The sequence below is a fragment of the Sphaerothrix gracilis Ecp01 genome (assembly GCF_030405905.1).
GTDB classification, from domain to species: Bacteria; Cyanobacteriota; Cyanobacteriia; order Phormidesmidales; family Phormidesmidaceae; genus Sphaerothrix; species Sphaerothrix gracilis.
The window spans coordinates 19,322-42,447 of record NZ_JASATW010000004.1; the positions used below are offsets into that span (position 1 = coordinate 19,322).

General features: G+C 51.2%; 19 protein-coding genes. 12 read left to right on the top strand and 7 right to left on the bottom strand.

Translation table 11 applies throughout. The features are described from left to right. Positions 1 to 55: 55 nt before the first annotated feature. Together QJQ48_RS05125 and QJQ48_RS05130 are read left to right on the top strand one after the other, a co-directional pair. Positions 56 to 4,798, top strand: a complete 4,743-nt coding sequence (locus QJQ48_RS05125; protein ID WP_346290131.1) for a two-partner secretion domain-containing protein — start codon at positions 56 to 58, stop codon at positions 4,796 to 4,798. After that, the gene (locus QJQ48_RS05130) at positions 4,798 to 7,509 is read left to right on the top strand and encodes a CHAT domain-containing protein (RefSeq protein WP_346290132.1); all 2,712 of its coding nucleotides are present in this window, start codon (positions 4,798 to 4,800) and stop codon (positions 7,507 to 7,509) included. The genes QJQ48_RS05125 and QJQ48_RS05130 overlap by 1 nt, the downstream gene beginning before the upstream one ends. A 5-nt stretch (positions 7,510 to 7,514) precedes the next feature. Here the strand turns inward: QJQ48_RS05130 and QJQ48_RS05135 are convergent, their stop codons facing one another. Beyond that, complete coding sequence (locus QJQ48_RS05135; protein WP_346290133.1) at positions 7,515 to 7,739, bottom strand: hypothetical protein; 225 nt, start codon at positions 7,737 to 7,739, stop codon at positions 7,515 to 7,517. Between the two features lie 116 nt (positions 7,740 to 7,855). Beyond that, positions 7,856 to 9,268 (bottom strand): NupC/NupG family nucleoside CNT transporter, encoded by a 1,413-nt coding sequence (locus QJQ48_RS05140; RefSeq protein ID WP_346290134.1) that lies wholly within the window; start codon positions 9,266 to 9,268, stop codon positions 7,856 to 7,858. Positions 9,269 to 9,452: 184 nt separating this feature from the next. Between QJQ48_RS05140 and QJQ48_RS05145 the strand changes: the two genes are divergently transcribed. The 3 genes from QJQ48_RS05145 to QJQ48_RS05155 are packed head-to-tail and all read left to right on the top strand — an operon-like array spanning position 9,453 to position 11,451. Then, entirely contained in the window at positions 9,453 to 9,704 is a 252-nt protein-coding gene (locus tag QJQ48_RS05145) for a hypothetical protein (protein ID WP_346290135.1), read from the top strand. 5 nt (positions 9,705 to 9,709) lie between these two features. Next, a complete protein-coding gene (gene rnc / locus QJQ48_RS05150; protein ID WP_346290370.1) occupies positions 9,710 to 10,441 on the top strand; it encodes a ribonuclease III in 732 nt (243 codons plus the stop codon). Beyond that, positions 10,438 to 11,451 carry a Gfo/Idh/MocA family protein gene (locus tag QJQ48_RS05155; RefSeq protein ID WP_346290136.1) on the top strand — a complete coding sequence of 338 codons (1,014 nt, stop codon included), beginning with the start codon at positions 10,438 to 10,440 and terminating at the stop codon, positions 11,449 to 11,451. Before rnc ends, QJQ48_RS05155 begins: the two co-directional genes overlap by 4 nt. Before the next feature lie 4 nt (positions 11,452 to 11,455). On the opposite strand, the gene recQ is transcribed toward QJQ48_RS05155, so the two are convergent. The 4 genes from recQ to QJQ48_RS05175 all read right to left on the bottom strand — a co-directional run bounded on the left by recQ (position 11,456) and on the right by QJQ48_RS05175 (position 15,435). Next, positions 11,456 to 13,660 carry a DNA helicase RecQ gene (recQ, locus tag QJQ48_RS05160; RefSeq protein ID WP_346290137.1) on the bottom strand — a complete coding sequence of 735 codons (2,205 nt, stop codon included), beginning with the start codon at positions 13,658 to 13,660 and terminating at the stop codon, positions 11,456 to 11,458. Positions 13,661 to 13,902: 242 nt separating this feature from the next. Continuing rightward, complete coding sequence (locus tag QJQ48_RS05165) at positions 13,903 to 14,289, bottom strand: YybH family protein (protein WP_346290138.1); 387 nt, start codon at positions 14,287 to 14,289, stop codon at positions 13,903 to 13,905. 519 nt (positions 14,290 to 14,808) lie between these two features. Further along, on the bottom strand, positions 14,809 to 15,207 hold the full coding sequence (gene vapC / locus QJQ48_RS05170) for a type II toxin-antitoxin system tRNA(fMet)-specific endonuclease VapC (protein ID WP_346290139.1): 399 nt from the start codon (positions 15,205 to 15,207) through the stop codon (positions 14,809 to 14,811). After that, positions 15,208 to 15,435: an antitoxin gene (locus tag QJQ48_RS05175; RefSeq protein WP_346290140.1), complete on the bottom strand. Its 228-nt coding sequence runs from the start codon at positions 15,433 to 15,435 to the stop codon at positions 15,208 to 15,210. A gap of 685 nt (positions 15,436 to 16,120) precedes the next feature. On the opposite strand from QJQ48_RS05175, the gene QJQ48_RS05180 reads away from it, so the two are divergent. Genes QJQ48_RS05180 through QJQ48_RS05195 form a run of 4 tightly spaced genes read left to right on the top strand, consistent with a single transcriptional unit; the run spans position 16,121 to position 19,979 of the window. Then, complete coding sequence (locus QJQ48_RS05180; RefSeq protein WP_346290141.1) at positions 16,121 to 16,753, top strand: hypothetical protein; 633 nt, start codon at positions 16,121 to 16,123, stop codon at positions 16,751 to 16,753. 5 nt (positions 16,754 to 16,758) lie between these two features. After that, positions 16,759 to 18,189, top strand: coding sequence for a 7-cyano-7-deazaguanine synthase (locus QJQ48_RS05185; RefSeq protein WP_346290142.1), 1,431 nt, complete (start codon positions 16,759 to 16,761; stop codon positions 18,187 to 18,189). Between the two features lie 18 nt (positions 18,190 to 18,207). Then, complete coding sequence (locus QJQ48_RS05190; RefSeq protein ID WP_346290143.1) at positions 18,208 to 19,410, top strand: ImmA/IrrE family metallo-endopeptidase; 1,203 nt, start codon at positions 18,208 to 18,210, stop codon at positions 19,408 to 19,410. 17 nt (positions 19,411 to 19,427) lie between these two features. Beyond that, positions 19,428 to 19,979, top strand: a complete 552-nt coding sequence (locus QJQ48_RS05195) for a hypothetical protein (protein WP_346290144.1) — start codon at positions 19,428 to 19,430, stop codon at positions 19,977 to 19,979. 589 nt (positions 19,980 to 20,568) lie between these two features. Here QJQ48_RS05195 and QJQ48_RS05200 read toward each other — a convergent pair. Beyond that, positions 20,569 to 21,651 (bottom strand): AraC family transcriptional regulator, encoded by a 1,083-nt coding sequence (locus QJQ48_RS05200; protein ID WP_346290145.1) that lies wholly within the window; start codon positions 21,649 to 21,651, stop codon positions 20,569 to 20,571. 84 nt (positions 21,652 to 21,735) lie between these two features. Between QJQ48_RS05200 and QJQ48_RS05205 the strand changes: the two genes are divergently transcribed. The 3 genes from QJQ48_RS05205 to QJQ48_RS05215 form a co-directional block, all read left to right on the top strand. Further along, complete coding sequence (locus tag QJQ48_RS05205) at positions 21,736 to 22,299, top strand: cupin domain-containing protein (RefSeq protein WP_346290146.1); 564 nt, start codon at positions 21,736 to 21,738, stop codon at positions 22,297 to 22,299. Positions 22,300 to 22,318: 19 nt separating this feature from the next. Then, positions 22,319 to 22,813, top strand: a complete 495-nt coding sequence (locus QJQ48_RS05210) for an anthrone oxygenase family protein (protein ID WP_346290147.1) — start codon at positions 22,319 to 22,321, stop codon at positions 22,811 to 22,813. A gap of 58 nt (positions 22,814 to 22,871) precedes the next feature. Further along, positions 22,872 to 23,126 (top strand): DUF4386 family protein (locus QJQ48_RS05215; protein ID WP_346290148.1); only part of this gene is annotated, 255 nt, incomplete at its 3' end.

Below are 23,126 nucleotides of genomic sequence, written 5' to 3' on the forward strand. Positions count from 1 at the left end.
GCAAGCCGGTAGGATGCGCTGGGCAATCGTCACTCACTTTGCGCTCAGGTTGTGTATGCTTCTTGTCAAAAGTCGTCAGCGATCGCTGCTCGTATTGGCTTTGGCGATCGCTTCAGGAATTCATAACCGAGCGATCGCCCAGATTACGCCTGATGCCACCCTCGGCAGCGAAGCCTCAGTTGTTGCTCCTGACGCAAACGTGCGCGGCGGCTCAGCAGAGCTAATCCAGGGAGGCGCTACGCGCGGCGTCAACCTCTTCCATAGCTTTGCTGACTTCAACGTGGCTGAACTGCAGCGGGTCTACTTTGCCAATCCCATAGGCATCGAGAATATCCTGGGCCGCGTCACCGGCAGCAGCGCTTCTAACATCCTCGGCACCCTCGGCGTGGACGGCAGCGCCAACCTGTTCCTGCTCAATCCCAACGGCATCGTCTTTGGCCCCAACGCTCAGCTTGACATCACAGGTTCTTTTCTCGCCAGCACTGCTGCTGCCTTTGACTTCAACGGCCAGGTTTTCAGCGCCACCGACCCTGCTGTACCGACGCTGCTCACCGTCAGCCTCACCCCCGGCTTGCAGTACAGCGCTGCTCAGCGCGGTGAGATTCGCACTCAGGCAGCTCTGGCGGCGGGGCAAGACCTGCGGCTAGACGGAGTGAATCTAGACTTGAGCGGCGAGCTGACTGCTGGAAATAATCTGGTTCTGCAAGCTCAGGAGAGGGCGCAGATCCGAGACAGTGCGACTAGTCCGTTCATTGCGGCAGCAGGGGGGGAGCTAGAGATCCAGGGCAACGAGCAGGTGGATATCTTTGCGCTAGCTCATCCTGAGAGCGGTCTGTTTGCAGGGGGCGACCTGATTCTGCGTTCAGACAGTCCGGTGATTGGTGACGGCTACTTCTGGAGCGGTGGCAGCTTCCGGGTGGAACAGCTAGATGGTGGTGCTAACAGTTTGCTAAGTCCGAACGACCCGGTGATTACCGCAGGCGGCAACGTGGCGTTCGATAGCTATACGGGCGGCTCTTTGCGGGTAGTTGCTGGGGGTTCTGTGGATGTTGGCAACGTCACGGTCAATGGCACCGATCCTGGCTTTCCGACTGAGACAGTGTCGCTATCACAGACGCTGCCGGACGGAACGAATTCGATTTTAGTAAACGGCAATACTCGCCCAGTAGTTGATATTCGCGCCGGTACGCTGGCAGCTAGCGGTGCGGTGAATTGTACGGGGTGTGCCTCTACTCCTACGAATTTAACAGCTTCTAATACCGGACTGTCGGCTGATATCACGGTGGACAGCATTGCGGTTACTCAGCCAGACGGTTTAGTTTTGCTGACGAACCAATACCAGCCTAATAATGCTCTAAGCGGGGATATCCAAGTACAGACAATTCGGACAGATGACAATGCCGGCGGATTCTTTAATCGCTTTTCAGGCAACGGTGGCGATGTCTTGATCGATTCTCGTGGCGCGATCGCTCTCCCTAGCGCTGCCATAATTCAAACCAGTTCTGCCTCAGGACGAGCGGGCGACGTAGCTTTAATTGCGGCGGATGGGGTTCGTTTGGAGGCCGGCGCAGAAATTAATACCTTTACCCAAGGTTCAGAGCGGGGAGGCGACATCATAATATTGGCTGACTCTTTAGCGTTACTTCCAGGCGCTCAGCTTGATTCGCGATCGCTCAGCTCTGGCAGCGCTGGCGAGATTAGTCTTGATGTGCAAAACGATATTCTTCTCACCGGGTTTAACACCCGGCTCTTGAGCTTAGCTAATTCAAATCAATCAGCTACGGCAGGTGAAATCACCATTCAATCTGGTTCTCTCTCTATCACAGAGGGAGCAGGTATTTTTGGCGGTGTTGACGGGCGCGGAACGGGCGCAAATATCAACATTGCCACGACGGGGGCTGTTGTCGTTGACGGCGTTGGCGGTAATTCAAACAGCGTCATTTCTAACGGTGTCAAAGGTTCAGGCACAAGTGGCGCTATTAATTTGACAGCCAACTCACTCGCTCTGACAAACGGGGGCGTTCTCACAACGCTCTCAGGCAGTCCCACCCTGCTCAGCCCAGCGCCTGCCTTCGCAGGTGATATTAACGTCAATGTCAGTGAGTCGTTGCAAATTAGCGGTTCGGTAATTCCGGCGCTGTTTCCGCTGGCAGAGTTCTCGATTTCCACGTCCACTAGCTCAATCAGTACCACCATTAATAGTGGCTCAACAGGTAATAGTGGCAATGTCTTTGTTGATGCGGCGACTATTGAGCTATTAGACGGGGGCTATATTGAAACAACTAATTTCGGGCAGGGCGATGTTGGCCAAATTGAAGTTAATGGCCGCGATCAGGTTCGCTTCGCAGGCTTCAGCAATACTGCCGGGTTTTCCAGTGGGCTGTACGCCAATATCTTCGGCAATGGCACACCGGGTTTCATAGAAATCAACACTCCAGATTTACAGATTGTTGAGGCAGCAGTTGTAGATGCCTCAACCTATGGCGCTAATAATGGTGGAGCAATTCAGATTAATGTTGACAATCTCAGTCTACTGAATGGTGGACAGGTACTTGCGATTACTCGCAGGTCAGGTAATAGTGGCGGTGTCACTGTGAATGCTGACACTATTGAAGCCATCGGATTTAACACAGAACTACCTGATCGCATACTAAGCTTTGGCCCGATTGCTGTGGTCAATGAAGGTATTGGCAGCGGAATCTATGCAGGTACCTCAGCCCTTAATATTGCCTTGGGATTTAATGTTACTGGTGATGGTGGAGACATTTCAGTTCAGACACGAAATCTAACCTTAAGAGGCTTTGGACAGATTAATACTGAAGCCTATGGCCCTGGTAGCTCAGGTAACTTATTTATATCAGCCTCTAATACCGTCCAATTAGAAGATTTAGGCATTATATCAACCGCTTCTCTGGATGCGGGTAGCTCTGGGCGATTAACAATAGAGGCCAATGAACTTAGTCTTAACAACACTTCCATCGTTACCTCTAATACTTTAGGAAGTGGAGCAACTGGGCCGCTGACGATTCGTGTTGAACAGGATATTGACATTTCTAATTCTAGTGTTATTGCCGCTGGCTCGTTAGGCAGTGGTCGGGGGGGCGAAATGTTTATTTCAGCCGAGAACTTAAGGCTCAGCGATCAGTCGGTGATCAACAGCGAAGCGAGATCGACAGGCGATAGCGGTAATATCCGCATTGATATCGAAGATACGATATTGCTTGAGCGCCTAGGCATTATCACTACCTTCTCAATGGGTGACGGAGCAGCCGGTTCATTAGACTTAGCCGCTCAGCGTTTAATTTTACGTGACGATGGATTTATTAGTTCCACAACGGCTGGAAAAGGACCAGCAGGTGATATTACCGCTCAGATTGAGCAATCCGTTGACCTGTTAGAGAACAGTCAGTTTTCAAGTGACACGCTGCTTGGCTCTGGTAGGGCTGGCAATATACGAGTTGAGACCCGCCGACTCAATGTAGAAGGCGGTAGTTTGATTTCAGCAGCCACTACGGGCACAGGTGTTGGTGGGACTCTGTTCATTGATGCTTCAGAATCTGTCAATTTATTGGGGGGTGATATCACAACATTGACGTTAGGTGAGCAGTCGGCTGGCAACATTACTGTAACCACGCGGCAGTTGACGGCAAACCGAGGCGGCAGAATAGAAACTGGCACAACCGGACTTGGCCGTGGGGGAGATGTTGACGTTTTTGCAGCTGAGTCGATTGATTTTTCAGGTGTCGCTACTGTGACAGCAGGTAGTGCTTCGGGACTTTCCCGTAGCGGTATTTCGACTTTTGGGCAAGTGGGTAGCAGCGGCAACAGCGGCGATGTTAGTGTCACAACAGGCGCATTCTCAATTCGAGATGGGGCGCAGGTTTCTACAGCCGCCCTAGGCAGAGGGAATGGCGGCGGCATTCAGGTGCAGGCGGATTCGCTGGCTTTGGCAAATACTGGACGCATACTGAGTCGGTCTGAGGGTCAGGGACTTGCAGGCAATGTGGGGATCAGGGTACGAGACTCGCTCGCTGCCAGCGGCGGTGAGATTTCGGCTAGCTCAGATAGGGCCGGGGGCGGCAATATCGGCGTCAATGCAGGCGTGTTTTTCCTAAATCGCGGCAGCCTCGTCAGCTCCAGCGTTTTTGACAGCACCGGGGGCGGCGGCAATATCGATATCAGCTCCAGGGCTTTCGTCGCCATCGAAGACAGCGACATCCTCGCCAATGCTGAATTTGGGCCGGGGGGCAATATCTCGATCAATTCGCCTGCTTTTCTGGCTGATTTGTTTTCCAATAGCCGAGCCACTCCTGTAGGCCGCAATCCCGGCAGCTTTGCTCAGTTTCGTGGCAATGGTCGGGTGGACATCTCGGTAGATTCTGCCTCCGGGACATCTGGCAATACGTCATTGCCAGATCTGATCACCGATGAAGGTTTGGCCGAGCTGCCGATTGACCTGAGTGACCCCACTGGGCTGATCGATCGCAGTTGTCAGGCGCTAGGACGGAGCGAGAGGAATGAGTTTGTGGTGACGGGTCAGGGGGGACTGCCCAGCGACCCCAGTCAGCGGCTAGAGGAAGAGGGCTTTCTAGAAGACTTGGGGCCAGAGACGGTAGAGACCGCGATCGCCCCCACCAGTGCTGCCCCCAATCCTGCCGCAGCGCCAGAGCGCATTGTCGAACCCCAAGGTTGGATCCGAGCAGAGACAGGCGAGATTCGCTTGGTGGCTACTGTCTCGGCAGCCGCTCCTAATTTACATGAAGATACCTGCCGAGTTGCTGAGGAGGGTTTGAACTAATGTCTCTGCGATCGCGTCTTGTTCGTTTCCTTGCCCTTTTTTGCCTTACTCTTTGGCTCAGCCTGACACTGACGCCCGTGCAGGCTCAGGTGTCGCCGCCACCCGCTACATCTCTAACACAGCAGCTTCAGGCAGGACGCCGCTACTACAGCAGCGGTCAGTATGCCCCCGCCGCCCAAAGCTGGCGGCAGGCGGTGCAAGCTGCCACACCTAATACGGCCAATCAGGCGGTAGCCCTCAGTAATTTAGCGCTGGCCCATCTGAAGCTAGGCCAATACTCCGAAGCCGAAGCCGAGATTGCTCAAGCCGTCACCATCGCCACAGCGCTGGCTGACTCTGACTATACCCAGCGGGTCAAAGCGCAGGTCTTCAGCACCCAGGCGCAAATCCAGATGGCAAAGGCGCAGCTTGATCAGGCACTAGCGTCACTAACTCAGGCAGAAGCCGCCTATGAAGCGATCGCGGATACTGCTGGCCTAATCCGCACCCGGCTGAATCAGGCTCAAATCTGGCGGGTCCAGGGGCGCTATCGTCGCTCCCTCGATCGCCTAGAGGAAGTGCGTCAGCTGCTAGAAACCCTGCCTGACGCTGCCCTCAAAGCAGCAGGACTCAGACAGCTTGGCAACCTGCAACGACTGGCTGACTCTATAGACACATCGATTCAGACTTTGCAAGCGAGTTTGGATGTGGCGCGTACGGCGGGTTTAGAGGTAGAAAAAAGCGCGACCCTGCTGAGCCTAGGCAACGCGATGGCTCAAGGAGATACGCAAATGGCAGCTAGCTACTACCAGCAGGCAGCCACCTCCCCCGTTTTACACACGCGGCTCCAGGCCCAAATCAACCACCTGCAAATTTGGCTATCCCAGCCCGACCTCACCCCCGATCAGTCGCAAACTGTCTCAGACCTCCTCGCCCAGATTTGGGCACAACTGCCGGAGCTGCCCCCCAGCCGCAGCAGCATACTGATGCAGGCCAGCTTAGCGCAGAGCCTAATTGAGGCTGCAAGTCCTCCGCAGCTTCAGGGTGCTGCGCTCAGAGATCTAGACATTGCTCAGTTATTGACCCAGGTCTTAACTCAGGCGCAGGCTTTAGAAGACGTGCGGGGACAGTCCTATGCGCTGGGCTATTTGGGCAAGCTTTATCAGAAAAAGCAGCAGTGGACAGAGGCAGCAGAGACAACCCAGCAAGCTCTTACCCTGGCTCAAGAGAGTCAGGCTAATGCCATTACCTATCAGTGGCAGTGGCAGCTCGGCCAAATTCTGAAGTCTCAGGGAAATATTACCAGCGCGATCGCCGCCTACCAGGAAGCAATCAAAACCCTGCAAACGCTGCGCAGTGATCTAGTCGCTATCAACCCGGAAGTACGCTTTTCCTTCCGCCAGGGCATCGAGCCAATCTACCGGGAGCTAGTAGACCTGCTGCTTCAGCCTGAGCCGGGAGCTGAACCCAGTTCTAAAAATTTAGCAGTGGCTCGTGATGTCATCGAGTCTTTGCAGGTGGCAGAGCTGGTCAACTTCTTCCGAGCGGACTGTTTGATTACGAATCCAATTCAGATTGATCAGGTCGATACCCAGGCAGCCGTGATCTATCCGATCATTCTGCCCGATCGCTTAGAAATCGTGGTGCGCCTGCCGGGGCAGGAGATTTTGCAGCATGTCTCAGTGACGGTGAGTGAAGCTAAAATTGAGCAGACTTTGGATGATTTGCGAGAGGCGATCGCCATTGAGCCGCCTGAGGTCCCTGTTCCAGATGCAATATCTGCGCCTGTACCAGAGTCACCTCCAGCCCCGGAGCTGGCTGAGGCTGAGCCGTCAGCTCGCTCACCACGAGCTGATGTTGATGTTGTCACGAATAATGAACCAGAGCCGCCTGTAGACTTTCGGCCCCTGGCACGTCAGGTATATGAGTGGCTGATTGAGCCGATTGCCCCGGCACTGGAGGCCAGTGATACCCAGGTTTTAGTATTTGTCTTGGATGGAGCACTGCGCAACGTGCCGATGACGGTGTTAATGAACGCGCAGGACGAGTATCTGATTGAAAAATATGCGATCGCCCTGACGCCCGGTCTGCAACTTCTAGATCCGCAGCCGCTCACGCAGCGAAGAGTGACGGCCTTAGTAGGGGGGCTGAGCCAGTCCAATCAGGGCTATAGCGGACTGCCCTATGTCGAGGCAGAAATTGCCAAAATTCGGGCCGAGGTGCCGGCTGAAGTGTTGCTCAACCAGGACTTTAACAATCGAGATTTTGAACGAACCCTGAGTGATTCCAACTTCCGCGTGGTTCACTTGGCAACCCACGGTGAATTTAGCTCTGATCCAGAAGATACCTACATTCTTACCTGGGACGGTCGCATTCAAGCAAACGCCCTTGGAAGCTTGCTCCAGTCCAGCGAACTCAGTCGTGATGAAACCGTCGAACTGCTGATTCTCAGCGCCTGCGAAACGGCCTCTGGCGATGAACGCGCCGCCCTAGGGCTGGCGGGCATTGCCGTGCGATCGGGCGCTCGCAGTACCCTGGCTTCCCTATGGCAAGTTAGCGATCAGGGAACGGCTGAGCTGATGAGTAATTTTTATCAAGAACTCTCAGGCAGTAGCCAAACCAAGGCCGAAATTCTGCGCCAGGCTCAGCTCAAGCTGCTGCAGGGCGAGGACGGTCAGTATCAGCATCCTTACTACTGGGCCGCTTTTGTGCTAGTGGGTAACTGGTTGTAGTCGGCTCAAGACCAGGTAATTTCTTCGCTAAAGCCGAGTCCGGCCCGATAGATAGCTTCTTGGCAAGCCTCGATCGCCTGCTGCTGCAGTGAATTGGGGGGAATATCTTCGCAGAGGCGGCGGGCGAGGGCCTGACTGACTATGTAAGCAGATTGAGAATCAGCGCCAACCTGCAGCAGTTCTTGTAAAAAGCTTTGAGCTGTCCGGCGAGTTAAATAGACATTGCTCAAAAGAATTTTCCGTGGCACAAACATGAGTGACGAGTCTGAGGGAACTAAAGTTCTTTTCTGGCAGTTCTCTCGCCTGTCCGGAAAAATAGGGCCATCAGCGCGATCGCTCAACGTCTTTAACGGCCTAGCACCGCAGTCCCTTCATAAAAATAGAGGCCCGCAATGCAGCCTGTCATCAAAGTGGCTAGCGTGCCGGCCCACAAAGCTTTCCAGCCCAATTCACTAATATCTTTGCGCCGAGAGGGCACCAGCCCCGCCAGACCCCCCACAAAGATGCCCACTGAAGGAATATGGGCAAAGCCGCAGAGCACATAGCTGACAATCACCATCGTGCGATCGCTAATTTGGCCGCTGCCTGAGAGTCCAGCCAGGGTCAGATAGGGGGGAATTGCCGTTTCGAGCAGGCGACGGCCAATAATTTTAGAAGCTTCCCAGAGTTCCGGCCAGCTATCAGACACCGCCGTCATCAGCGTCAGCGGTAAAAACAAAGCGCCCAAGATATTCTGCAGCGTCACCACCTGAAACACCTGACCAATCCAGCGCAGCAAAGTCACTTCACTGTCTGACCAGGAAGCCAGTCCGGCAAAAATCAGATTTAACAGCGCAATTAGTCCCAAAATTGCCACAATCACGGCGGCAATTCCCACCGCCATCTTTACCCCATCTAGAGCCCCTAGAATCAGCGCGTCCATTGGGCTTTGCCTGTCGTCTGATTCCGCTTTTTCTGCAGGCACCTCGCCTAGCGTCTCCGGTACCCCGGTTTCCGGCACCAAGATTTTAGACATGACAAAGGCGGCTGGAATCGTCAGAATTGAGGCCGCCATCAGGTGCCCCGTAATGGCAGGGAAAGTGGAACGCAAAAAACCAGCGTACAGAGCTAGGACGGTTGAGGCAATGGAGCCAAAGCAGGAGGACAGAACGGCACACAGCTCGCTGCGGGTCATATTAGCTAAGAAAGGCTTGATGGCGATCGCTGACTCAATACCCACAAAAATGTTGGCTGCACCCGCTAGAGACTCGGCGCCGCTGATATTCATTGCTGAGCGAAACAGCTTAGCAAACACCTGCACAATGGGCTGAATAATATTGAGGTTGTAGAGCAGGGCAATCAGCGCTGCGAAGAAAATCACCTGGGGCAGCGAACGAAAGGCAAAAACAAAGCCAATATTGAGGTTATCTACGCCAATGCGATCGCCCGGTACAGCCGTAAATGCCGGGGTCAACGCCCTCGCCAGCCAACGCCCCGCCCCTACCGATCCGGCAGCGGCGCTTGGATCAGGCACAAACAGCGGCCCAAACAAAAAACGCGCTCCTGCTTCAGACGCATCAATAATGCCGTTCAGCAGATCGTTGAGAATCAACACCAAATCCCGCGTACCTGGTATGCGAAAGACCAGCAAGCCAATAACAAGCTGCAGCCCTATGCCCCAAATAATCACCTTCCAGGGAATGCGGCGGCGATCTTCCGAGCCAAGCCAAGCAATGGCACATAGACCAAACAGACCCAGAAACGAGAGCAAATTCAGCATTGAGTCGAGCGCCTCCCAGAATGAATTGAGCTGGCTGAGCGATGGTCAAAACTATTATCAAACGTCCTCACCATATCTGAGGTTATCGGTTATTGTCTCTACGCTTAAAACTTTGACACGCAGAGACAGTCGAAATGGGTTCTAGCTCCGATAATAGGAAAGGACTTTAAGCGGCAAGCTGCTTATGGATGTTTTTTCGCCGACTCCGCCCGATTGGACTCAATCAGCCACCCACGCCTATCGCTTCTACTGCCCTAGCTGCGATCAGCCCAGCAGCAGCGCCCAAAACGTTTGGATCAACCGGCGATCGCCCGTTTATACTGAAGGCCATCGCCGCAAGTGGCAGGAATTTTATCGCTGCGATTGCGGTACTGCCTGGTGGGCCTGGAGCAGCGATCGCCCCCCCGCAGATGCCTATAAGGAGTGTGATTCGTGACGAAGCTGGCTCTTCTAACCCCTGAACGACAACAGCAACTGCAGCAGCTCGTAGTACAGCTAGGTCTACCGGCGGACACGTCAGTTGACTGGGAGAAACTCAATCAGGCTTTAATTCATCCTTCCTTTCAGTCAAATGAAGCCTACGAGCGCCTAGAGTTTCTCGGTGATGCCGCTCTGCGGCTGGCCGCCGCCGAGTTTTTGCTGAAGACATTTCCGGAGGCAACGGTAGGTCAGGTGGCCGAATTGCGATCGCAGTTGGTTAGCGATCGGGTTTTAGCTCGGCTAGCGGATGGCTATGAGCTTGAGTCTTTCTTGCTGCTGTCAGAGGCGGCTATTCGCGATCGGGCCGGGCGGGCTTCTCGCCTAGCAGATGCCTTTGAGGCGATTTTGGGAGCGCTCTACTTCACGACGCACAACACCGATTTAATTCACCCCTGGCTTGATCCGCACTTCCAGCGGCTAGCTGAAGCCATTCGCAGCGATCCGGCCCGGCAAAACTACAAGGCAGCCCTGCAGGAGTGGACGCAGGCTCAATATAAGGTACTGCCTGAATATCGCACCCAGGAAATCAGCCACAAACACGGCGATCCAGAACGGTTTGAGGCAGTGGTTTGGGTGCAGTCCCGCCAGTGGGGGGAGGGCAAAGGCCCGTCGATTAAGCTGGCTGAACAGGTGGCTGCTCAGCAGGCTTACTACGCGCTGCAGTCCGCAGCGTTAGATCCGTCTCAACCATGACTCAGGTCAACTTGGCCATTTTGGGCGCGGGGCGCTGGGGGACTCACCTACTGCGCAACTTTTTAGCGTTGCCCGACGTGACGGTCAAAGCGGTAGTAGAGCCTGACCCAACTCAGGGCGATCGCATTCAGCAGCAGTTCACCCTGACTGAAACTCAGCTCCTCGGTGACTGGCAGGCAGCGCTGGCCCTGCCGGATTTGCAGGCCGTCGTTATCGCCACCCCGGCCCAGACCCACTACCCCCTCGTCAAAGCCGCCCTGGAGCGGCGGCTGCACGTGCTGGTAGAAAAACCTTTAACCCTGGAACCAGAAACCAGCCTGAAGCTGTGTCAGCTCGCTCAGCAGCAGGGGGTACAGCTTGTGGTTGACCATACCTATCTGTTTCATCCGGTTGTGGCCCAAGGCCAAGCCCTGCTGACCCAGAGCGAACTCGGCCCGCTGCGCTACGGCTACGCTACCCGTACCCACTTAGGCCCGGTACGCCAAGATGTAGACGCCCTGTGGGATTTAGCAATTCATGACCTGGCTATTTTTAATGACTGGCTGGGCGAAACGCCCTGTGAGGTCAGCGCTCAGGGCCAAACCTGGCTGCAGACTGCGGCTGGGCTGGCCGATCGAGTCTGGGTACAGCTAGCCTATCCCAGTGGCTTTCAGGCCAGTCTGCACCTGTGCTGGGCCAATCCAGACAAGCAGCGCCGTTTGTGTATCGTGGGCGATCGCGGCACGCTGATTTTTGACGAGATGCAGTCAGAGGCTCCCCTGAGGGTGCAGCGAGGCTATTTTGAAACGGCGGCGGGGCGCTACTGGCCGCAGGGAGTGCAGCTAGAAAGCTTACCGGCGATCACGGCAGAACCGCTGCGTCAGGTTTGCCAGCACTTTATTGACTGCGTCGTTCAAAATCAGCCCTCGGCGCCGTCCTCTGGCTGGGTGGGGGCGGCTTTAGTACAGCAGCTTGCCTGTATCTCAGCTTCGCTGCATCAGTCGGGCCAGGTTGTGGCGGTGCCGCAATAGAGCCTCAGTCTTTTTGGGCTTTGCGCCAGGCGGCTTTGACCAGGCGAATCTCGTTGTAGTCGTAGGTGGGGCCGAGGTGCTCTCGCAGTTCGCGCAGGGGGGTATCGCCAATGGCAGCGATCGCCTGCTGAATAACGGTTTGCCGTTCGCTCGCTACGAGGCGATCGAGTTCGACGGGCTGACCCGCTTCGATTAGGCGGGCGAGGTGATCGCTGATAGTGCTAAGCCGCAAGCTTCGTTCAATGGCAATTTCGGCAGCGGTGAGTCCTTGCTGATAGAGCCGTAGGGTGGTCAGGTGCGTCTCGGCCAGGGACTGGGAGGCTGAAGCGACAGGTTTGTTTGGAGCAGTCAGGTTGTGTTCTTGGCAAAACTGAGCGATTTCTGTAGTAAATACTTTGCCGTACTGGGTCAGCTTGCGGCTGCCAACGCCGGAAATTTGGGCAAATGCCTCTAGGGTTTGGGGTCGCTGCTGGGCCATTTGTCGCAGGCTAGATTCTGCAAATACCACGTAGGGCGGTACGCTTTGCTCGTCGGCTAGGCGCTTGCGCAGGGCCTTGAGCTGACCCAGCAGGATCGCCGCTTCGGCTGGAATGCGATCGCTCTCAGCAGTCGTAGCCGCTGCCATTTGCTGCGGAATCGCGACCTGCACTGGGAGCTGACCGCGTAAAATCTGCCAGCTTGCCGCATTTAGCTTGAGTACCGGGTAGCCGTCTGTGGTTTCATCGACTAGGCGCTGATGTAGCAGCGATCGCCCCAAGAGTCGCCACTCGTCCAGGCTGCGATCTTTGCCAATGCCATAGGTGGAAAGCTGATCGTGCCGTAGCTCCAGCAGCCGCTTTTTCCGCGACCCTCGCAGCACGTCAATCACGTGGGTCATGCCAAAGCGCTCCCGACAGCGAGCGACGCAGGAGAGGAACTTTTGGGCTTCAACCGTCCAGTCTTCAATAGGGGGCGGAGAGCAGCAGTTGTCGCAGTGGTCGCAAGTGCCCGCAAACGCCTCACCAAAATAGCCAAGCTGAATCTGACGGCGACAGACGGCACTTTCGGCATAGTCAATTACCTGCCGGAGCTGCTGGCGGGCAATGCGCTGCTCTCTGGGATCTGGCTTGCGATCGATTAAAAACTCAATAGTAGAAATATCGCCATAGCCCAGAAATACGGTGCAGCGGGCGGTCTCTCCGTCTCGCCCGGCCCGGCCCGACTCCTGGTAGTAGCTCTCCAAACTGCGGGGCAAGTCGTAGTGAACCACAAACCGCACGTCCGGCTTGTTGATGCCCATGCCAAAGGCGATCGTGGCCACAATTACCCGCACGTCATCCCGGATGAAGCGGCGCTGATTTTCCTGGCGCTGGGTGTCTGATAGTCCTGCGTGGTAGGGCAGGGCCGAAACGCCATCCTGCTGCAATCGCGCCGCAATCTCATCTACCCGGCGGCGGCTGAGGCAGTAGATAATGCCTGTTCCTTGCTGCTGCTTCACCAGGGATAAAAGCTGTACGTAAGCCTGGCGGCCTTTGGGCTGGACTTCGTAGTAAAGATTTTGGCGGTTGAAGCTGGTGATATGTAGGGCCGGATTGCGGAGCTGGAGCTGCTGCACGATGTCCTCGCGCACCCGTTCAGTGGCCGTCGCCGTCAGCGCTAGCATGGGCACAGCGGGATACTGCTGTCGCAGAAACCGGAGCTGGCGGTACTCAGGCCGAAAGTCATGGCCCCAGTCTGAGACGCAGTGGGCCTCATCAATGGCGAAGGCGGCAATCCCCACGGTCTGTCCTAGCTGTTGCAGCAGCGGTAGGAAAGTCTCGCTCAGCAGCCGCTCTGGGGCAATGTAGAGTAGTTTAATCTGTCCCTGCAGCAGGGCGGCTTCTCGCTGGCGCAGCTCGTTCAAGGACAGGCTGCTGTTGAGGAATGTCGCGGCAATGCCGTTGTCCTGTAGGGCTTCCACCTGGTCTTGCATTAGGGCAATCAGAGGCGAAACTACCACCGTTACCCCCAACTTCAGCAGCGCTGGGAGCTGGTAGCACAGAGACTTGCCGCCGCCTGTGGGCATCACCACCAGGCTGTCACGGTTTTGCAGAACATCTTCAATTACCTGGCGCTGGCGCAGGCGAAACTGGTCGTAGCCGAAGAAGTGTTTGAGGGCTTTTTCTAAAGAGGGAAAACTGGCCTGATCTAAGGCTGGGCGTATCGAACTATCCAGAGGAAGATTCACCATCGAGCTTTCAGACTTTGGGCTGCCAGCGGCTAAAACTGCCACAGATGTTTATGCTAGAGCACCCGCCTTGCAGGCGTCTATAAGAAATTCTGCGGCGCTGGTAATCTCACCCTGTCACCACTGAAATTTTAGAAGACTTTTTATTGATCGCTATTTTGCCTGATGCAGCAGTCGGTGTGCATGGGCTTTGTTAGGCATCATTCAACGGTGCCTTGATAGAAAAACTCTCGCTTTGACAAGGATTACTTGAGGTTCCACATCTGCCTTTTAATCAACCATTCACCTGAGTCTTCTTGGTGAAAAAGCCAAGTCTTTGTGGTTTTGTAAGATCTAGTTGCCCCATCCGCATGGGCGCTCGTGCTTACATTGCCCTCTGCAACCCCGTATACCCATCGATCATCAAGCCGCAGAGCATCCAGAGGCGTCAATTTAACCCTCCATTTTGCGACATCATAATCCTTCTGTTCATTTTTTGAAATCTCATCTGATCCGTGTTCAGGCTCCGACCCTGGGGGAATCCGAATCGCGTCTGTAGCGAATAGCTTGCCATAGGCTACCGAATCGTTGGCGCTAACGGCTGCCTGATACTTCTCACACATTGTTTTGAGAACTTCGTCAGCATCAATCATAATTTGTATCTCCTGAGTGAGTATGCTCTCGCAAGTTGTATAGCAGCAGGTGAGGATAATTAAAGCTATCTTCTTGCACAGTCTCTAGGAATACCTTCGCACTGATCATTGTCAAACTTACTAGCGCGAAGCTGAATAAAACTGCTACCCGTCCTTCATTAACGAGCAGTTAGAAAAACTCTGGGTAATTGACTCAGCCTGAATAGATGTAGCCACTGTTAGAATATCTGCTCTACCTGAGCAACAGCAGCTTTTGCAACAGTAAACTATAAATCTTTGAGATTAGCAAAAGATTTCGCTACACAGAATATAGAATAACTTAGAACACCAAAAAATAGCTTTTCGGCAGTCAGCTCCATCGATTTGTTGTGCCACCGCGTTCGGCTTTGTCGCCTCGGAGAAAATCGCCGCCTCAAAATACCCTTATAGTTCGAGGAAATCTGCAATTCTAGGTCTTTAGTCAAGGACAGCACTCAAATTAGACCGTGTTTCAAACGATGTTGAGTTTGCTATGGTTCACTATGCCCAGTTCTCTAGGGATAGATTGGCAATGCGTGAAAACTCTCGTACATTGTTGCTAACCAACGTCACGCCAAGGCTTATGGCATGAGCAGCAATCAGCATATCCATCGCCCCGATGATAAGTCCCCTACTTTCCAGATCGCTTCTAATTGAGCCATAGAGGGTCGCAGCAGCTTGATCAAACTCAACAATTTCTAGTGGAATTAAAAATTGCATCAAGGCACCACGATTTTTCTCTTGCTGCTGGCTCTTGCAAACGCCATATTCTAGTTCCGCTACGGTGATAGAAGAAATACCAATATCTGATAGAGCTAGGGTGTTGAATCGTGCCAATACCTTGGGAGGTTTTTGCTTAATCAGATAAATACAAATGTTGGTATCCAGCAGGTATTGCATCTAGAACGCCTCTCGAACGTCGAGGGGGGGCTGCTCTCTAGTGGTCATGAAATCGTCAGAGAATTGTTCTAAACTCTCAAACAGAGATTGCCAGGGGTTATCCTTAGCAATTAGGACAACCACACTTCCCACTTTTTTAATGTAAACCTCAGTTCCCGACATTTTGAAGCCTTCGGGGAAGATCACGATTTGATGGGTGCCATCGGTGCTAATTTGGGCAGTGTTCATGGCGTAGATCCTCTAGGTAAGTTTGATATTTAAGGCTTCTAGCTGCTCGTTGATTCAGGTCGTCGCTGTGACTTCGTCTGTCTCTATTGCCCGTTCCACTCCTGTTTTAGCAATTTCTAGCAGTTGTTTGGATTTTTGCTTTAGTGAAAAAGAAGCTTTCATCTTATCCACAATCTTTTGTTGCTGCGACTTTGGCACGGGTGATGAAGTAGGTACCGCCTACAATTCCAAGTCTTCGATAGTCGGGCATAAGAGAATGCAGACCAAGGATTAATGTTAGACAAAATGGTGTGTTTGCTGTTCAACAACGCATCCTAAAAGATCGGCGATCGCACTGAGAATGGCTACAAAGATTAAAAGCCGCCAGTCGTTTCGCTTTGCTTCGAGCTACATTAACCGGCTAACGGTTCGCTTGAGCGATTGCAAATAACTTGAAACTCAGCACTAATATCTTTTGGCCGTCCACTCCAAGCGAATTGTTATACAGCCCAAGTTACCCTGGAGATACAGCTTCATCTTGACGAGCATTATTCTCCCTTTCTCATCACCCGTAAATCAAGCCATTTGAGCATCCAGCAAAACTCTAGCCTGACATTTTTAGTAAAAATACAAGAAAATAGTTGACAATGTCAGGTGCGTGGGTTAGCTTTGGGGTATCAAAGAACTCCGAGAGACGGAGGTTGTCATGCCTGATGGAGACATTGTCCATAGCAGACTCAGGCGGCTTTATCAAAAACCGTACAAGTGGCTTTGTGAAGGAACCGCAACTAACGATGAATGTGCAAGGGCTGTGCTGGAGAAACTCAAGCAAGATATCAAAGCTAAAGGTAATCTCTCCATTGTGATGGCTCAAGCAATGGCGGCTAGTGTTGCACAAATAATCAGCAATCTCGAAGGAGCTAGGGAAAGCGACTTTGCCAAACTTAGCGTGGAATTCGACAATCTAGTTCAGCAGGCAGATGGATCACCCTATATCAAAGAGTTGATACTACGCGCAGGTAAGGGTTATCTCAACGACATTAGAAGTGGACGAGAAGTAGATATCACCCATACTTCAGAGGCCATTTGGAGACGGTATGCTCATGAAGTTTACGAATCGGAGTTTAAAGAACGTATTCCATTAACTTCAGAGCACCATGCAGATGTTACTCAAGAAATTCTCGACAAGCGAATTGAGGTAATTCAGCCAAGTATAGATTTTGGGATTCAAAAATTTACCCAGACTGCTATCAGGAATCAAAGTGTAGCCCAATTATCTATGCCCCGACGTTCTTCTCGAAAAGCAATCGATTTAGATGAAGATCTTTTAGCAGGTTAAGCAAAATGAAAAGACAAAGTACGCAAACTTCTGATTTCACCTTGCTTTTTGAGCCTGTGATGAGCAGTGGTGGAAATATCTGGTTGCACGATCACTCTAGAAACAAAGAAAGCAATTTGAGAATTGCTGTAGACGATAGCGCATTTAGTTATCGAATACAAAAAGAATTTCCTTCTATAATTGCTGATCTTATTGATCTAGCTGTTGCTATTCATGCGGCCGATCGTTTAACTTTTCAAAACCTGAGACATCAACAAACTCGGATTCATGCTGTCCTTCCAATACGTCATCCAGAGATTCTAAATCAAACCTCTTTTCAAGATAAGCTCTCTAGTCTTCTCGAATGGGCTACTGGGAGCAGATGGGTATTTGAATTTTCTAAAAGAGTTAATTTGGGACGTGCTGTTGAGCAACAGCCTCTACTTACCTCATCTGATCCCTATATAAATGAAGTAGCACTTTGGAGTGGTGGACTTGATGCTTTAGCTGGGCTTTATACTCGCCTTGAGGGAAAGCACACAACATCTTTCATGCTGTTTGGAACAGGAAGTAATGATAATGTCTATGCGCGTCAAGAGCATGTGTTTCAAGCACTTCAATCGTCTTTCCACAGTCGGTTAAGCCTCTGTAGAGTACCAATCCGCTTTTCTGAGAGCAATTTGCATATCAAAAACAAGATTCCCCGTGCAAGAGGAATTGTGTTTACATTGCTTGGCGCAGCTTGTACGTACCTAATGGGTCAGACAGTACTTTATTTATACGAAAACGGTATTGGTGCAATCAATCTCCCCTATCGAAAATCTGCTGTTGGTCTCGATCATTCTCGATCCGTTCATCCCTTAACCCTCCTTCGGGTTAGCGATCTTATGTCAGAGATTGTGGGAGAGGAATTTAGAGTCCGGAATCCTTTCCTTTTTTGGACTAAAGCTGAGATGTGTCAGCAATTGTCGGAAGATGCAAGACATGATTTACCACCGTTGACGAAATCATGCGACAGTCCGCACCGTAAGCAACCTATTCAATGTGGCTACTGCTCATCTTGCATATTAAGAAAACAGGCGCTTGCTGCCTTACGGATAGAAGACCGAACTTATTACATAGTGCCTCATGGCGCTCGTCCAGTGGGCGACATCAGGTTGTATCTTCAGAATATGCTGATGCAAGTTTCTATGCTCAAGGGATTGCTAAATTGCTCAGAAGATGCTGTTTCCCAGTGGGAGTCATTAACTCGAAGATTCCCTGACCTTGACGACATAGTAGATAGAACTCATGAGATAGAAGGCTTAAAACCTCCTGAAATGAGGAAAAATTTAATTCGACTCTATCGAACCTATGTTTTAGAATGGGATGCTGTAGAACCTCAAATTTCAAGAGATTTCTTGAGCCAAGTGATCGATCAGCCAGTATCTCAAGATTTTCAGATGGCGATTCAGTAAGGCTGAAAGGGAAACGCTATGGCTAACAACATTCTCGACAATATTGATTTACGAAAATTAGGCGAACTTCTACAACAAGCGCGGAAGAAAAGTGGGCTGACCCAAGCTGATGCGGCTGGGGTTATTGATGCTGCACGCACTACCATTGTTGCTATTGAAAAGGGAGAGCGGCGTCTTAAGCCGAATGAATTAATAAAATTAGCTCGTGCTTACGGGCGAGCAGTCAGCGATTTCGTTCGTTCCAGCCCCGTCACTGAGCCATTTGAGGTTCAGTTCCGTGCGGCTTACCAACGGAACACTAAGGAAGAGGCACTAATTAGTTCAAGTATTCAGCGTTTGGAAGAGCTTTGTCGCAATTATTTAGAGCTTGAGAATGTTGTTGATGCTCCTCTACCTCAAAACTATCCTCAAGAATATGATGTAACAGATATGCCTTTAGAGGCGGCTGCGGAAAGCATTGCAATTGCAGAACGTCAGAGGCTTGGGCTTGGTGATGGCCCCATTCCTCTTCTGCGAGACATTCTAGAACAAAGTGTGGGGCTTCGCATTTTCTATTTGGAAATGCCGCCCAAATATTCAGGATTCTATAGCTATGACGAGGAATTGGGCGGCTGTATCGCCATCAATTCTAATCATCCAGAAGAGCGACGTCGTTGGTCATTGGCACATGAATATCTACACTTTTTGGCTCATCGCCGTAAACCTGTAATTGATTACATTGATTACGAAAAACAATATCAAAGAAAGCCGAAGAGTGAACGTTTGGGAGATGCCTTTCCAAACTACTTTTTAATGCCGACTAGTGGCTTGATGAAACGTTTCAATGATATGTATCGGACTCATGGCAAGTTTACTCCAACTAATTTGTTTACTCTTGCTCATTATTATGGGGTGTCTATAGAAGCCCTTGGTTATCGGTTGGAAGATATGAAACTTATTCCATCCGGAACTTTAGATCGTTTGCAGGATCGAGGATTAAAGGTTAGACAAGTACAAAAGGAGCTAGGTTTAGAAGAAATCGACCAGCGGGCGGATATTCTCCCTATCCACTATCAACATCTTGCTATTGAAGCTTTGGAGCAAGGGCTTATCACCGAAGGACGCTTTGCAGATTTCCTTGGTGTTGATCGGTTAGAAGCGCGACGCATAGCAGAAGTGTTACGTGAACATTCCAGCGGGATGGAGGAAGAGTCTGCTTATCTAGATTTGCGTCAGGCGTAAGGATTGGGAAATAAGTTATGGAAATCAAACACTCCCATATAGTTCTTGATGCCTGTTGTGTTTTGAACTTCTGTGCTTCTGGACATTTGATTGAGATTATACAGTCCATACCAGCCCAAGTCGTAGTTACTGAAATCGTTAGAGAAAGAGAATTGCTGACCCTCCAACGCCTGGCAAACGAGAATAACGAGGATACAAATCAGTTTGAAGCAGCTATGGAAAAGAGGCTACTTATAGTTGAAGATTTTAATTCTGAGAGTGAAGAAGAAATCTTTGTAAACTATGTTTTTGAGTTGGGAGATGATGGTGAATCAGCAACCTGTGCAATTGCGGTTCACCGAGAATGGGCGATCGCAACCGATGATAAGAAAGCAATTTCCTTTTTTCAACGGGAAGCACCCAATCTGCAAATCCTATCGACTTTAGCTATGGTCAAGCATTGGTCAGAGGCAGAGAATGTTTCTTCTGCTACTTTACGATCGGTGCTTACCGCTATACGAACCAGAGGACGCTACATCCCACACCGCAACCATCCTTTACTAGGCTGGTGGGACAATATGATGCGATGAACTTGAAACTGCAAGTAAGTTCATCTGGATATCTATCTGTCAGTCGGAGTTATCCAGCATCTACCTATAACTCACCCTCATCTGTCTCGTCTGCTAGACCAAGTGCGATAAGTTATCCGACTCAAGCATTTCAGTACGATCGCGGATCTTACAGGGTACAAATGCACCATCACTCTGAGTTCCATAATGCCTCGTGATATAAGTTTTGATCAGACGCAGATGAGTGGATAAATCGCTATCACTTTGAGATACAGTCCGAAGGCAGCGGAAATGATCGGATAACAGCACAAAGGCATCAATTGCAAAAGAACGAGTTTCTCTAACCTGATTGATAGCTGTCCGTAGCGCATGACGACTAAGCTCACGACACAGTCAGAGTTAGCGTTGATAGGTGACTTAGGCGATGAAGTTGGGTGCCACCTGCAATTCTATGTCTTCGATAGTCGGGCATAAGAGAATGCAGACCAAGGATTAATGTTAGACAAAATGGTGCGTTTGCTGTTCAACAACGCATCCTATAAGATCGGCGATCGCACTTGCAGACATCCTCTTATCGGTCGGGTACATTGGGGTTGTTATGCAGCTGCGGTTACTCGGCTTGATTACACTGCCTCAAGCGGTAGCTTCGAGGGGTTTGTCCTGTCCAGCGTTTAAAGGCACGGTGGAAGGCACTCGGTTCGGAGAATCCCAAGAGAAAGGCAACATCATGAATTGAAGTTTCTGGGTTCTTCAACGCTTGAAACGCCAACTCTTTGCGCGTTTCGTCTAGCAGTTTTTGGTAAGTCGTGTTCTCAGTCTGGAGCTGTCTCTGGAGCTGGCGTACGCTCGTTATCAAAGTGCGGGCGATCGCTTCAATGGTGGGAACTTCTCCCTGTAATGCCTGCGCGATCGCCACCATCGCTCGTTGAGAATAGCTATGGGACTGGTTCTGGGCCATTAGCATCTCACTGGCGTGGGCTTCGAACACGGAAAGCAAATTAGAATTGGCCGATCGCACGAGCCAATCCAGGCAGTGAGTGCTGAAAATGATGCGGTTAGCGGGTTGGGAAAACTGCACTGGGGCTTGAAAAATACGCTCGTGTTGAGCTGTAGCAGACGGTGCGGAATGTTGAAACCATACGGCTTGGGCCTCAAGTTGATGGCCTGTCAACTGCTGGGTGGCTGTAAATAGTGCTGCAAAGGTACTCTCGATCGGGTGGCGGGGTTCCTCTAGCAGGTAATTTTTGACTCCGCTCACAATGTCGCAATCACAGCGAACCCAGCCATCAACAATTTGGTAACGAAGGGCGACTCCACGGCTGAAGAGTTGGGTGTACTGGCAGAGCTTTTCGAGTACCTGTCCATAGGTTTTGCAGTTGAGCAGTACATAACCGACGATGCCGATCGCCGCCAGGTCAAAGGCTTCGCCAATGTGTAAACCCAGGTTGCGATCGCCCGTTTGCACAACGGCCTCGCGCCATAGCTTTTGTAGAACTTCACCCATCACCTGACGATCCGGATCTTCCAGCCAGGTTGGATCAATGGTGGCGGCTCGATACAAGGCATCCGCTTCAATCCCCTGAGCCACTACGTACTGCACGATATCGCGCACAATCGCAACGGAAAACGTCGCTTCTGGCGTCGTCGATTGGCGGTTGGCGTCAGGGGTCAATTTTTGGGCGTCACGTGTCAACGGCTTTTCAAGCAAAAAACTTACTGTTGAGTTGTTGACTTTATCACATCACATAGCCTGCGGAAGGCAGAAACCATGCTTCTAATGAAACAAGAAACAATGAATTCTGAAACGATTATCAACCCAGTGACGGGCGATCGTATGACGATTTTACAACCTGCCCATAAAAGCCAGGGACGCTACACCAAAATACGCTTTGATTTGCCACCTGGAGCCCAGGGCAGTCCGCTCCACTACCACACTAAGATGGCTGAAACTTTCACCGTACTACAGGGGTGTTTGACGATGGAAGTCGGGCGAAAAGGTCATATCCGCCACTTGCAACCCGGTGAAAGTCTACATGTTCCAGCGGGGATACATCATAGCTTTTGCAATACGTCTAGTGATTGGGTGACATTCACCACAGAAAATACTCCGGCGACAGGTTTTGAACAATTTATTCAAGGACTCTATGGACTAGCGATCGATGGCAAAGTGAACGCTAACGGAATGCCGACTAATTTCTTAGAAATGGCTATTTTACTAAAGCTATCAGATACCGTCCCTGTAGGTATTCCACCCTTTCTTTTTAGTCTGGTGCTAAACACTTTGGCTTGGATTGCTCAGATCTTAAACGTCGATCGCGCAGTCGTGAAATATTGGCGTTAATTTCATTCGGGATTTTGTGTTGACAGCAAAAGGAAAGTTATCACGCATGCAATTCACGATATTTCAAATTATTACGGTTGTTACTGCTGGGTTAATGGTTGGCAATGAACTAGCGGTGAGTGCTTTTGTCCATCCCCAATTTCGTCGGTTAGACGATAAATGTCACGTCGCTGCATCGAAATCACTGGCGCTAATTTACGGTCGCATTATGCCATTTTGGTATGCCTTGACATTAGCGCTCACGATCGGAGTGGCTTTTACACTGCGCCAGAATCAACCGTCCTTCTTTTTTGCTGTGGTCGCAGCAATCCTGTGGTTTTCATTGATCCTTTTTTCCATCGTTAGATTAGTGCCGATCAACAATCAGATTGGTCAACTGAGATTAGAATCATTGCCCGATGATTGGAAAAATCTCAGACGGCGATGGGATCGACTTCACGCTATCCGAGTCGGTTTTCTCGTGATTGCACTTATTTGCCTAACGGTTGCTTGCCAACTTCCAGCACATTGTTAGCTCCAATATTTTATTTAGTGTCTTTCACCAACACGCATTCAATGGAGATAGTTTTCTTATGCGCCGCTTACAACTGATTCGGACTACGGGCATTTTATTGATCCTGCTGATCATCCTGTCAAATATCCCATACATGCTGCTGATTCAAACCTTCGGGTATGACGATATTCTGCGCGAGCCTGTTGATGTAGTGTTGACGAGGTTCCAAAGAGGGGGGACCGGGCTAATCCTCACCTGGTTCGGCTTTGGACTGTCAGCATTGCTGCTGATTCCGACCAGTTTTCTGCTGCATGTGGTGATGAAGCTGCCGACA